This is a genomic window from Paraburkholderia sp. BR14374, from assembly GCF_040948685.1.
GTDB lineage: Bacteria > Pseudomonadota > Gammaproteobacteria > Burkholderiales > Burkholderiaceae > Paraburkholderia > Paraburkholderia youngii.
Window position 1 is genome coordinate 1 of sequence record NZ_JBFPKF010000025.1, and the last position, 12,711, is coordinate 12,711.

Annotated in this window: 11 protein-coding genes and 1 pseudogene; 4 read left to right on the top strand and 8 right to left on the bottom strand. The window is 62.9% G+C overall.

Going from position 1 to position 12,711, the window contains the following annotated elements; all coding sequences use genetic code 11:
• Positions 1-238 precede the first annotated feature (238 nt).
• Entirely contained in the window at positions 239-931 is a 693-nt protein-coding gene (locus tag AB3X86_RS33440; protein WP_368599266.1) for an alpha/beta family hydrolase, read from the top strand.
• A gap of 230 nt (positions 932-1,161) precedes the next feature.
• Here the strand turns inward: AB3X86_RS33440 and AB3X86_RS33445 are convergent, their stop codons facing one another.
• The 8 genes and pseudogenes from AB3X86_RS33445 to AB3X86_RS33480 form a co-directional block, all read right to left on the bottom strand.
• Positions 1,162-2,145: an MFS transporter gene (locus AB3X86_RS33445; protein WP_368599267.1), complete on the bottom strand. Its 984-nt coding sequence runs from the start codon at positions 2,143-2,145 to the stop codon at positions 1,162-1,164.
• A gap of 365 nt (positions 2,146-2,510) precedes the next feature.
• A complete protein-coding gene (locus AB3X86_RS33450) occupies positions 2,511-3,836 on the bottom strand; it encodes a hypothetical protein (protein ID WP_368599268.1) in 1,326 nt (441 codons plus the stop codon).
• A 330-nt stretch (positions 3,837-4,166) separates the two neighbouring features.
• Positions 4,167-4,541, bottom strand: a complete 375-nt coding sequence (locus tag AB3X86_RS33455) for a hypothetical protein (RefSeq protein ID WP_176122102.1) — start codon at positions 4,539-4,541, stop codon at positions 4,167-4,169.
• A gap of 40 nt (positions 4,542-4,581) precedes the next feature.
• Positions 4,582-6,522 (bottom strand): molecular chaperone DnaK, encoded by a 1,941-nt coding sequence (gene dnaK, locus AB3X86_RS33460; RefSeq protein WP_368599269.1) that lies wholly within the window; start codon positions 6,520-6,522, stop codon positions 4,582-4,584.
• Between the two features lie 80 nt (positions 6,523-6,602).
• On the bottom strand, positions 6,603-8,222 hold the full coding sequence (gene groL, locus AB3X86_RS33465) for a chaperonin GroEL (RefSeq protein WP_368599270.1): 1,620 nt from the start codon (positions 8,220-8,222) through the stop codon (positions 6,603-6,605).
• A 304-nt stretch (positions 8,223-8,526) separates the two neighbouring features.
• Positions 8,527-9,669, bottom strand: a complete 1,143-nt coding sequence (locus AB3X86_RS33470; protein ID WP_368599271.1) for a sigma factor-like helix-turn-helix DNA-binding protein — start codon at positions 9,667-9,669, stop codon at positions 8,527-8,529.
• Between the two features lie 355 nt (positions 9,670-10,024).
• Positions 10,025-10,162: a hypothetical protein gene (locus AB3X86_RS33475; RefSeq protein WP_368599272.1), complete on the bottom strand. Its 138-nt coding sequence runs from the start codon at positions 10,160-10,162 to the stop codon at positions 10,025-10,027.
• A 705-nt stretch (positions 10,163-10,867) separates the two neighbouring features.
• Positions 10,868-11,236 (bottom strand): annotated as a pseudogene (locus tag AB3X86_RS33480) (diguanylate cyclase); the annotation flags it as partial.
• Positions 11,237-11,432: 196 nt separating this feature from the next.
• Between AB3X86_RS33480 and AB3X86_RS33485 the strand changes: the two are divergent.
• The 3 genes from AB3X86_RS33485 to AB3X86_RS33495 all read left to right on the top strand — a co-directional run bounded on the left by AB3X86_RS33485 (position 11,433) and on the right by AB3X86_RS33495 (position 12,670).
• Positions 11,433-11,822 carry an Hsp20/alpha crystallin family protein gene (locus AB3X86_RS33485; RefSeq protein ID WP_368599273.1) on the top strand — a complete coding sequence of 130 codons (390 nt, stop codon included), beginning with the start codon at positions 11,433-11,435 and terminating at the stop codon, positions 11,820-11,822.
• Positions 11,823-11,884: 62 nt separating this feature from the next.
• Positions 11,885-12,091, top strand: a complete 207-nt coding sequence (locus tag AB3X86_RS33490; RefSeq protein WP_368599274.1) for a hypothetical protein — start codon at positions 11,885-11,887, stop codon at positions 12,089-12,091.
• 336 nt (positions 12,092-12,427) lie between these two features.
• The gene (locus tag AB3X86_RS33495) at positions 12,428-12,670 is read left to right on the top strand and encodes a hypothetical protein (RefSeq protein ID WP_176122110.1); all 243 of its coding nucleotides are present in this window, start codon (positions 12,428-12,430) and stop codon (positions 12,668-12,670) included.
• Positions 12,671-12,711: the final 41 nt, after the last annotated feature.

Genomic DNA, 12,711 nt, shown 5'->3' on the forward strand with positions numbered 1-12,711 from the left:
GAAAACGCGGTTGCAAAATCAGGCAAAAAAACGCATTCTTGAGTCCCTTCGAAATCGCGTTTCGGGGCCATTCCAGGTGGCCTCATTACGCCGATCATCCCCGGCTCGATTACGCCGATCCGTGACAGCCGGCAAACTCCGCCTTCGCAATGCCTTGCCGGAGGGCGCCACAAACGCTCCGCGATGCCTCATTGATGCAGAATCGGCACTAAGGCCACAACGACACGACCTGAATACGATGGACGACCCAGAATCGCTTTCCATAGCACTGCCCGACGGCACCAAGGTCTCTGCGCTCCTCCGGGTGGCGGAGGACGCGCGGGCCCTTTATGTCTTCGCGCACGGTGCCGGGGCGGGCATGCAGCACGCCGGCATGTCGTCATTGGCCGACGCACTTGCGGCGGCCAATGTCGCCACATTGCGCTACCAGTTTCCGTACATGGAGCGGGGCTCCAAGCGGGTGGACTCGCCGGCCGTGGCACATGCTGCCGTGCGGGCAGCCGTCGCCGAGGCCCGCCGGCGGCTGCCAGCCCTGCCGCTCTTCGCCGGCGGCAGGTCGTACGGCGGCCGCATGACGTCCCAGGCCCAAGCCGTCTCCCCACTCGACGGTGTGCGTGGCCTCGCTTTCGTCGCGTTCCCGCTGCACCCCGCGGGCGCGCCCGGCGTGGAGCGGGCACGGCACCTGGCGGACGTCACGGTGCCGATGCTCTTCCTGCAGGGCACGCGCGACAAGCTGGCCGAGCTTCACCTGCTGAGGTCGGTCGTCGAGACGCTGCGGCCACGCGCCACGCTGCATGTGGTGGACGACGCAGATCATTCGTTCCACGTGCGCGCGTCGTCCGGTCGGACCGACGCGGAGGTCGTGCTCGAACTGGCGCGGACGATGTCGGCGTGGTTCTTCGCCGAAGGAGAGTTCGTGCCCGTTACCTGAGCAAGCGCAGGAATGCTTGTAGCAGGGTCGGGACGGCGAGCCGGCGAATTCGCCGTGCGCCGATCCGTGAGTGACCGCTTAGGGATGCGGGCGGAACCAGACAGGCGGAGCGTCGAACGACGCGCATTGGCCGGTCACTGCCCGACGCGGTCGCCCGAAACCGACCCTCCTCGGCCGCTCAGTGCATCGATCGAAGGCGACGGCTTTCGATTGGATACCGGCCGTTGAGACTAAGCATCAAGAGGTCGCAGAATCGCCCTTCGATCCTCGCCGCTTGCTGGTCGTCCTGCGCGTCGTCGGGTCAACTGGCGCAGCGACAGCGCGTGCAGAAGGATCGAACTCGGCACCACGAAAGCAGGGGTCAGCACATACGGATAAGCGCCGGCGTTAATGCTTGTCACATTCGGAACGATCAACTGGAAGCGGCCGGGCGAGGTTACTATCCCCAAGGTAACCGCGACGGCGAAATCGGCGAGGCCGAAGATGTTCCAGACGAGCGCCGCCTTCCGCCCTTGAGCTGTACCGCTCGCCACCGCGATTGCCGCCGGCACGGCGAACAAGCCCGTCAGTACATCGCCAGTTCCCGCTGGCAATGCCACGAGACCTGGCAGCGCACCATGCAGCCAGGCAGCAAGAGCCCAACTGCCGAACACCCGGTAAAGCTGAAGAGCGACCAGCCAAGCCGCCGGCATCACGTCGAGCACCTGGCCCACCCGCTTCGAAAACAGCAACAGCGGCGCGCCGATGACCACCGGCAGGATGATCGCCAACGGCAGCAACGGCACCGGTGGCGGGGAGTAGCTCAGGTGAAAGACGCCGTGGATCGCGACGCTCCAGACGATCGCGAACCATAGTGTGTGCGGGATGATGATCGCAAGCCAGGTCGTGCGGCGTTGACCCGGCGTCAGGTCGGTGCGTTCGAGGCCGAGCCACAAGCCGACCGCGATGAACGCCTGGGCAATCAACTGGTGTGCCGTGGTTTGAGCGCCACTGTCCGGGATAATCGGTTGCCAGTAGATCAACACAATCCATAGGACCGTAAGCGGGGTGAGCCAAAGCAGGCTGCGCCAGGCGGGGCGTGGCAGGACGATACCGGCGGAAACAGAGGCGGCGGTCATCAGCGGTTCTCCTGGTGAATTCAGGACTTCATGGCCAATCAGGCCGGTCGCGCGATCGTGTTCGCGCATCGCCATCAAATGCGTGAGGCATTGCAAGCTCGTCACTCCTGACTGACACGTTAGGTTTAGCATCAATCTGCGTGTGCGACTATTCCTCACAATGTTGATGGGCTATGAAGCAGAACTTCACAGTCAGGCAGGGGGCGCTCGATCACCTGAAGAGCCGCCAGGCAGGCGATGGCGATGTCCCGGCACAGGGATGACATGAGACAAAGAGCGTGATGGCCTGCGTCATTCCACGCATGGGACCGCGTTCGACCGTTCGACGTTACTGCAAAGGCGTCCGCTTTCGCGGTCCTTTCCGGCCGCTCGCGCCCGTCCTGGACGACCGCGCTCAATGTACAGCCGGCGGCGAGATCCTGCGTCGCCGTCAGGCGCTCATTCACGCCAACGCGAAGAGTTCAGGGTGCGTATCGCGATGCGTAACTCGCAGCACGCGCAGCCAACTGTGCTTGTCGTTCCGTCGCAGTGACGTACTTCGTTGTCGTCGGGAGAACGGTCTGAAGATCGCCAAGCTTGACAACCTTGACCGTCGCCGACGGACCCACCGAAGCAGGCGTCGCGGGTAACCCTTGCCAGCGTGGGTTAAGGAAGCCTTGGTGCAGTCCTGCCGTGTCAACCCAGTTGTAGACGCCTGGGTCTTTCGGCGATATCACGAACGTGTACGTGCCATCCGGGTTGGGCACCGCTTGCGCGTTGTTCAGCGTCTGGGTGTGATTGATGTAGTCGGTCGTGATCGTCCATCGGCCATAGGCCGGTGCGATGAAGTATTTTGCCCCACCGAGGTTGACGTTAAGGACCAGTGCTTCGTCATCGGCAAGCTGGAATGCAGCATATGAGGCGGCCTGGTTTGCGAGGCGCCCCCCGGTGCCGCCAAGCGATGGCGCAGGAAGCGTGTTGACAGGCTGAGCGTACCCAAGGGCATTGTAGGCAATGAAGGGCGCAGCCGCAGCTGGAGTTTGCAGTGTCGCTGCCAGAGTTGTAGCGAGAGCGTCAGCGGTCTGTGGTTGCGTCGAGACTGGCGGGGTCCGCTTTATCGCCAGGCTGTTGAATTGTTGTACTCCCCATTCGTTGATCGTATCGCGCACGAAGATGGATGCGGCTCCCGAGACGAGCTGGATTTGATTGCTGCCCCCGCTTGATAACGAGCTGGCGTTGATGACGAAACTGCCATCCGCCTGTGTGGCGAGCTGGTCGCCGGCGAGGTTGGAAAGCGTTGCGCTGGTGCTGCTGTAGAGGCTGAAATTGAAATCGACAGGCTTTTGCGCGTGGACTGTTCCCGCTAACACGTAGCTCGACGCAGGATCAACCGGGATCTTGCGGTATATGGTGTCCGGGTTATCAAAGGTTGTCCGCGATCCCGGCACGTTCATTCCGTACCAATTGTGCGGGGCTGCGAGAAAGGAAACCACCTTCGGGTCGTTGGCATCGCCGGAAGCAAGCGATAGCGCGAAGGCGAACACACTTTCATCTACGGCTTCATCGAGGTTTGTCAACGCCTCATCCGATACACCGCCGGTCGCTTGAGCCGCCGCGAGCCAGTTGGCTTTAAGCGTAGCTTTTGCCGCAACAACGGCAGGCTCCTCAACAACAGCGATTGCAAGTTTCTCGGCTGCCAACTGATCCGAGGTCGCCAAAGGGTTCGGGCTATCCGAAATACTACCTCCACCGCAGGCCTCCAGAATGAATGGGAGCGCGGCCAAAGCTATCAAACGTCTATTGGACATGTCGAGCGTGTCTAAGTTATTGGAATTTTCGAACGCACAATCTATTAGACGTTAAGGAACAGCGGAACCAAGAAAAACGAATATGGAAAGTCATTTCTCCGGCTATGCGGCGTGCATTCGAACAGATATCCGCAGTGCTTTCAGTGGTGAATGACCGGCTCGCCTTTCCGCCGTCGGGAAAAATACAGGTAGTTCAGGGCACTGCGGCGCTGTCTTGTTGCCGTGAGCGTAAGCAATGCCACGGTCAGGTGCCGCTGTGGCAACTTCAACTCGCCACGGTCGCAACACACGACGCCCGATGCGCGCGTGGCACGCGACTGGACACGGGCCTCACCAGATCGGAAACACGAAGTCCGGCTGCGGCTCAAACTGAATGCCGGATTCTGGACAGATCACGCGGCCCCTGACGGCGACTCGCTGGTTAAGATACGGCAGCAGGAGTGTGGGGGGCATCGCACCGCCTTCGCCAAGGAGGATGTCGGTCACCACCTTGTCAGTGCAGGGGGAGGTCGAGGGGCGATCCAGCGTGATCGTCGTATAGTCGCCCGGCGCATACGTCCCGCTGCCACGTCCGATTGTCCCGGTGATCCAGATATCGCGCTGCAGAGGCAACGTCGGCAGCGGCGGGCTGGCTGGCATCGTGGTCTCTGGCCACAACCCGGCAATCGCCGCTGCCGCGAGTAATCCACACAATCGTCTCTTCATGGCGAAGGCCTCTTACCGTCCAGTGCTGCCCGCCTGCGCGTCACCGTTTGGTGTTCACTTCCCTGAACTCCGCATCGATCACGTCATCGTCCACGTCTTGCCCCGGGCGGCCTGCCTCTTGCGGGCTGGTCGCAGGCCCGGGGCTGCTCCCCTGTGACTGCACGTCTGCGTAGACTTTTTCTCCGAGTTGCTGCGAGGCGGTAGCGAGTGCGCGGGTCCTGACGTCGATTTCGTCCCGGTCGGAACCCTTGAGCGCGGCCTCCAGTTCCCTGATCGCGGCTTCAATCTTCGCCTTCTCGTCCGGACTCAGCTTCTCGTGGTATTCGCCGAGGGCCTTGCGCGTGCGGTGTATCAGGGCGTCGCCCTGATTGCGCGCCTCGGCCAGTTCACGCAGCCGATGGTCCTCCGTGGCGTGCGCTTCGGCGTCTCTCACCATCTTTTCAACTTCGCCTTCGGACAGGCCCGAACTGGCCTTGATGGTGATCCGGTTTTCCTTGCCCGTCGCCTTGTCTCTGGCCGACACGTGCAAGATTCCATTCGCATCGATGTCGAACATCACCTCGATCTGCGGCATGCCACGCGGCGCAGGAGGGATGCCCTCCAGTTTGAACTCACCGAGCAGCTTGTTCCCGCTCGCCATCTCGCGTTCGCCTTGATAGACCTTGATGCCGACTGCCGACTGGTTGTCGTCCGCGGTCGAAAAAACCTCCGAGAACCGGGTCGGTATGGTGGTGTTCCTTTCGATCATCCTGGTCATGACCCCGCCGAGCGTCTCGATGCCAAGCGAGAGCGGTGTCACGTCAAGCAGCAGCACGTCTTTTCGTTCACCAGACAGCACGGCCCCCTGGATCGCCGCGCCCACGGCGACCGCCTCGTCCGGATTGACATCCTTGCGGGGTTCGCGCCCGAAAAACGCCTTGACCGCCTCCTGCACCCTTGGCATCCGCGTCATGCCGCCAACGAGGATGACGTCGTCGATCTTGTCCGTGGACAACCCGGCGTCCTTGATCGCAATTCGGCACGGCTCCATCGTGCGCTCGATCAGATCCTCGACGAGTGCCTCGAGTCTGGCGCGCGTGAGCTTCACGCTCAGATGCTTCGGCCCGGAGGCATCTGCCGTGATGTAGGGCAGGTTGATCTCGGTCTGTTGGCTCGAAGACAGTTCGATCTTCGCCTTTTCGGCCGCTTCTTTCAGGCGTTGCAGTGCGAGCACGTCCTTCGACAGATCAATGCCTTGCTCCTTCCTGAACTCGCCGACGAGATGGTCGATGATGCGCTGGTCGAAATCTTCACCGCCGAGGAACGTGTCCCCGTTCGTCGACAGCACCTCGAACTGTTTTTCACCGCGCACGTCGGCAATCTCGATCAGGGATATGTCAAAGGTGCCACCACCGAGGTCGAATACGGCGATCTTGCGGTCACGGTTTTCCTGCCTGTCCAGACCGAACGCGAGGGCAGCTGCGGTCGGCTCGTTAATGATTCTCCTGACTTCGAGCCCCGCGATACGGCCCGCGTCCTTGGTCGCCTGGCGCTGGCTGTCGTTGAAGTACGCTGGCACGGTAATCACGGCTTCCGTGACTGGCTCGCCGAGGTAGTCTTCGGCCGTCTTCTTCATTTTGCGCAACACCTCTGCGGACACCTGCGGTGGAGCGAGTTTTTCGTCGTGCGCTTCGACCCACGCGTCGCCGTTATCGGCCCTGATGATCCTGTAGGGCATCAGGCCGATGTCCTTCTGGACTTCCTTTTCCTCGAAGCGGCGACCGATCAGACGCTTCACTGCGAACAGCGTATTCCCGGGATTGGTGATGGCCTGGCGTCTGGCGGGCGCCCCGACGAGTATCTGGTTGTCATCGAGATACGCGACCACCGACGGCGTCGTACGGGCGCCTTCCGAGTTTTCAATCACTTTGACCTGCTTGCCTTCCATCAGCGCCACGCATGAGTTGGTGGTGCCAAGGTCGATACCGATGATCTTGCCCATGATGTCCTCGCCGATGCTCAGTCTTTGCACTGCATCGCCCGCGCAGGCGGACGCCCTCTGCCGCCGTGCGGACCGCCGTATCAATAATCGCCTACCGGAGGCACAACCGCCTTTGCCTCGTCTTTCGGCAGTTCAGCAACCACGGCATCGGTGGTGAGGATAAGACCGGCCACCGACGCGGCATTTTGCAGCGCCGTGCGCACCACCTTGGTCGGGTCGACCACCCCCATCTCCAACAGATCGCCGTAGGTGTCTGAAGCCGCGTTCCAGCCGAAATTGCCCGTCTCCCCGACCACGCTGTTCAGCACAACCGAGGACTCCTCGCCCGCGTTGGTGGCGATCTGGCGCAGCGGCTCTTCAAGTGCGCGCAGCACGATGCGGATGCCCGCGTCCTGGTCGGCATTGGCGCCCCGTACGTCGCCGAGGCTGGCCCGGGCACGCAGCAATGCGATGCCGCCGCCCGGCACGATGCCTTCTTCGACCGCCGCGCGCGTTGCGTGCAGCGCATCCTCGACTCGTGCCTTGCGCTCCTTCATCTCCATCTCGGTAGCGGCGCCTACCTTGATGACGGCAACGCCACCGGACAGCTTCGCGATGCGCTCCTGCAGCTTCTCCCTGTCATAGTCGCTCGTCGTCTCGTCGATCTGGCGACGGAGCGCCTGGACGCGCCCATCGATCGTCTTCCGGTCACCGGCGCCATCGATGATCGTTGTCGCGTCCTTTTCGATCTCCACCCGCTTCGCCCGTCCGAGGTCCTCCAGCTTGACGTTTTCGAGCTTGCCGCCCGTTTCTTCCGAGATGACGAGCCCGCCCGTCAGCGTCGCGATGTCCTCCAGCATCGCCTTGCGCCGGTCGCCGAAACCAGGCGCCTTCACGGCCACGGTTTTCAGGATGCCGCGCACGGAATTCACCACCAGCGTGGTCAGGGCTTCGCCCTCGACGTCCTCGGCAATGATGAGAAGCGGCTTGCCTGCCTTGGCCACCGCTTCCAGCAGGGGCAGCAGGTCGCGGATCGACGAGATCTTCTTGTCGTGCACGAGGATGTACGGTTCTTCAAGCACAGCGGACTGCTTTTCGGGATCGGTGATGAAATAGGCGGACAGCCACCCGCGGTCGAACTGCATGCCCTCTACGACCTCGAGTTCGCTTTGCAGCGATTTGCCTTCTTCGATGGTGATGGCGCCGTCCTTGCCGACCTTGTCCATCGCTTGGGCGATGAGCCTGCCAATCTCCTCATCTGCATTGGCCGAGATGGTGCCCACCTGGGTGATCTCGCGGCCGGTCGTGACAGCCCGGGAAAGCTTCCTGAGCTCCTCGACAATCGCCGCGGTGGCCTGGTCGATGCCACGCTTGAGGTCGATCGGGTTCAGGCCCGAGGCAACGTACTTCATGCCTTCCCGTACGATGGCCTGGGCGAGCACGGTGGCGGTGGTTGTACCATCACCGGCGACATCCGAGGTTTTGGCGGCGACCTGCCTGACCATCTGCGCCCCCATGTTCTCGAACCTGTCGCTCAGCTCGATCTCCTTCGCGACCGACACGCCGTCCTTGGTGACGGCCGGTTCGCCGTACGCGCGCTCGAGGACGACATTTCGCCCCCTGGGGCCGAGCGTGACCTTGACCGCATCGGCAAGGATGTTGACGCCCGTGAGAATATGCTGGCGGGCGAGTTCGTGAAACCTGACATCTTTGGCGGACATTTCGCGCTACCTCCTGACCTGTCAAACGAAGCACAGTTGCACCGGGCGCGGGCCTATGGGGCCGGGCCGAACAGTACGCGGTCGCCGACGTTGACGTCGGGCGCAAAGGCGACCGTCCTCAAGCCGCCTGCCGGGGCCTATCGCGATGACTTCTCCCTTACGCGACAGGATCGCTCGCGGGGAAGGTTTCCTCCAGCGCCTCGTCGAGCATTCTGTCCACGTCATTGATACGGTCTCGCGTTGGTCTCGTGGCTGTTTTCATCGTTGCCCTCCGTCATTGGTTCGGACGTTGCAGCGTCCGCACTCAATCATGAACGGGCCGTGCCCCCTGTGGGGTATCGCGCCGCGTCGCCTCGTCAAAATCCCTGGAAAGCCCGGATGCAGGCGGCAGCGTGCCCCGCGCGATGTAACCGGCAGGCTCGACCGACGGCTGCGGTGTCAGCCGCAGATCACCGAGCCTCGCCGTGAGAAAAGCGTCGGCATGGGCAAGCCGGTGCCGGAGTTCCTCCTCCGTGATCCCCAGAACCTGTGCCGCGGCGGCTTCCGGCTGCGCTTCAAGACGGCAGAGCGTCACGGCGCGACGCCATGGCTCTGGCAGCTCGGCGAGAAGCGCGGCGACCAGCTCGCGCAGCTCCCTCGAGATGACGGCGTCCTCCGGCGTGCCGTCCGCCGCTGGCACCACGTCCTCAAGGCGCAGCACTTCATCGGGCTGCCAGTACTCGAACAGCAGCTCGTCATCGTCTTCACGCGGTTCGTGCAGTTGGACGGGCAGCCGGCCCTCAAGCGAGATGCATCGGCCTTCCTCCATCTGGCGATGTGCGACTTCTGCTTCAAGCAGTTCCAGTGCGATCTGATAGAGCCACTGCAGGGGTTCGAGCCGACGCGGGCGCTCAGCAAACCGCTCGCAGGCGCGCGCGAGCGCCTCGTCGACAATATCGTCGACCGATGGGTCGTCCGAAGCGAGATCACCCCGCGTCTGAAGATAGGCGAGTTCCCGCTGCACGAAGCGCTGGAGCGACGCGAGCAGCGGACGAACGGTCTCGCCGAACAGCGTGGACGCGGCGTCCGTCTGTTCGGCCACCGCCGTCCTGAGTTGCCGCAACCCGGCGCGCCGCTCCTTGCGACGCCAGGCGTCCTCGTGACGCAGGTGTGCGACGTGGCGTTCCAGTTGCCGCTCCAGTTCAGTGATGGCATGCTCGATCGCCGTCTCTGGCTTCGGCGCATCGTGGCCGCACGCAAGCGTTGCGCCCGGTAGCACCAGCCTGAGCCGGACGTGGTAGAGACTGCGATGCAGGCTCCTTTCCAGCATCGCCTGCAGCCGTACCAGCCCGGCCGGGAAGTGCGACAGATGGGGCGTCAGACGCCGATCCGTGAGCCGGCTGATCAGGTCTTGCAGCCCGGGGCGGGAAAGTTTCGCGACATTACGGTAACTGATCGCCGTTTTCATCTCAAACCTGTCCATGGCCCACCGCCTAATGGTATCGCCCGGCCGTCCGCGATCCTACGCAGCACGCAGAGCCGGCATCCCCGGCGAGCAGGGATTTTCAGCGCATCCCGGCACCCTTGATGCCTCGTCATCCGTGGCAGCCTTGCCTAAATCTCATTAGTGATCCTGCTAATGTTAGACACGCACTCGAGAACCCCCGCCTCACTCGATGCGTCCGGATCATCACCGGGCGCCCACCTGAATGTTGGTCCTGTTCAACCGGCGCCCGTCCTTCCATTGACGTCCGACTCCCGGCCTTCCAGAGTCAGATACGTGTCAGTCGCCACCAGCCCGAAGAGGATGTGATTGAGAAAACTCACCAGCCTCGCGCGTCGGCAAACCACGGGAACAGGTATGTCATGCCGTGGAAATTGATCACGTACAGGAGCACGCCGAATACCACACCCACCACCGACGCCAGTCCGACGCTCGAATCCAGGCCGAAGGGCGCCATGATTACAGCGAGAATGACGGCGAAGAAAATCGACAGCACAATCGCCCGGCTAGCGTCTGCGCATGCGTGATCTCAACTGTCGGATCGTGGGTCGCATCGCATTGACCTGTGCATGGAGCATGCGACGGGCGCGCTCAGGGAGCGGTCGCAGAACGTCGGCAAGGGAGGCCGTCGTGCGGTGGAGGCGCTCGATCAGAGGGGAGTCCGAGCGTGGATGGAGGTTGCTCATCGTCTTCTCCTCAGAGGCAGCAAGGAAGAGAACGGGCTTGCGCGCTCCAGTTCGCCTGCCATGCTGCGAGGCAAACAAATCGAAACACGCAGTGTGCGACCCGTGGATCATGGGGCACACTGCCTGAGCTGGATATAACTTAGCTTCACTGACTAAAAATTTCAAGATACGTGCGCACTCAGATGCGGGACGCCGCGACGCCTCATGTCAGCACCCACGTCGGCGCTACCAACCCTCTCTGCGAGCGCCTTCGGCGGAAAATCATCAGAACTTTCGCATCTAACGAGGGCGACCAGCGCAGTGGTGTGACCTGATGAGACCCCGTCCGTGTCCTGCCGGACGGCGCCGCCCTTAACGGTGCCGAGTCACTGGATCGGCGGCGCCGTGCCCAGTTTTTCAGCGAGCATCCCTTCATACATGCCAAAGTCCTCGCGACCGGTTTCCTCACCGAGAAGCTGCGGACCGCGCGCCACGTCCTCTCCATAGGTGCCGAACGCCTGACGGCAGGCGAGCGCCTCGGCGGCGCCGGCGCCGATCACATTGCAGCCGCGCCGCTCGACGCGCTCGACATCCCACGCACCGGATTGCCATGCCGCATCCAGCAGCACGGTGTCCACGGTCTCGAAACTGTGCCACGGCGCATCAAGCTGGATCACCGAGGCCGGCACGGGCTGTGGAGTGATATCAACGCCGGGCAGGACAAGCGGTGTCGCTCGCCGGAAACCGTGCCAGTGGAGTATCGCGATGAGCGGCGTATTCACCTGCGCAGCCGCCGTGACCGTGACGGCAAAGAGTGGCAGGCGCACGCTGTCCATCTGTTCCTGAAGCATATCGAAAAGAACCATGCAGCCTCCTGAGTGACATGTTGCAGGGCCACTTGAAATTTCCGTTCCTTGCGCTATTTTGATCATCGCTCAGGCAGTCGCGATAAGCGCTGCGTGTTTCGATTTGTTTGTCGGCGGTGTTTTTCCACGGACGGGCGAACTGGAGCGCGTGGTCCGGTTCGTTCTTCGTGAGAGGCCCGGTTTCAGGGAGCCAGCCATGAGCGATCTTTTCTTCGGCATCGACCGGCCAGGCGAATTCGACCGCCTGCACCGGCAGATGGCCGGCGTCTTTGCGGCTTTCCCGCGAGCCTGCGCGCGATGCGCATCCTTTCTTTCCGTCAACCGTCGCAGCATCGACGACTGCGCCGAGATCGTCGCGTCCGCGCCGGGGCTTCGCCTGGCAGCGATCGAGGTCCCGGTTGAAAAGGGGGCTGTCGATCAGCGGCGAACGCAAGCCCCCGAGCCGGAGGCCGAACATAAAACGACGCATTACACGAGACCCGCCACCCAACGCGGGCTGTCCAGACGACGCCGGTTCGCCGGCGCGCTTCCTCGCGCAACAGCGCCACGCTGCATGGCAGCGCGGCCCTTGTACGGCCTGAAGTAAGCACGTGTCGTTTTCATGCATCGTGCGCCTGTTAAAGGGGCCATGTTTTACGGGAGACGGAAATGCTCAGTCCACACGAATTTGCGACCCTGATACTGGTTCGCCAGGCGCCGGACCAGCTCGACATGAATCGCGCCGAGCTCGACGCGCTGCTCGAGCGCCAGTTGGTCATGCTGGAACATTGCGCCTCGGGCGCACGCCGCGCGTACCTGTCAGGGAAGGGCAGAACGTTTCTCGACGCGCTTCACCCGGGCGGCACACCGGTGTAAGCCGGCAAGCCGCCGGCAATGGCGGTGGGGAAAGATCGGAGACGCCCCTCGTGCAAGGTGGCCGCACGCCCGACATCGTAGTGCCGGGACACGCAGGCTGAATGGCTGCACGATCGCAACGACAGGCGTGCCGTCCGCGCCGTGACGCGCGGGTGCGGGGCTGTCAGGGCAGGCCGGGCGGACGCGCGGGCGACGCCCGCGGTCATTGAAACGTTGCTCGCGCATGCCGGTGTCGCGGGCTTAGGTCTACGCGGCAAGGCACGGGCTGCAGGACTGATTGAAAAACCGCGTCGCCTCGCGTCTCCGGTGCGCCGCGACGCTTTGCGGAGGTGTCATATGCAAACGGACAAAGTGATGGAGTATCACGGCTACGAGATCCGGCCGATGGTAACCCCCACGGAGACGGGTCGCTACGCGGCGGCGGCCATTGTCACCGGCCGGGCCGGCGATACACGCACGCTCGGCGTCGATGTGGACTTTGCCAACGCCCAGGAGGCTCGCGACGAGGCACTCGAGCTTGCTATCGCATGGATCCAGCAACGCTCGGTTGTTTCGGACCGGTATGTTCGACGGACCTAGCGCGCCGGTCAGCAACCTCTGGCCGGACGCGAGTTGGACAC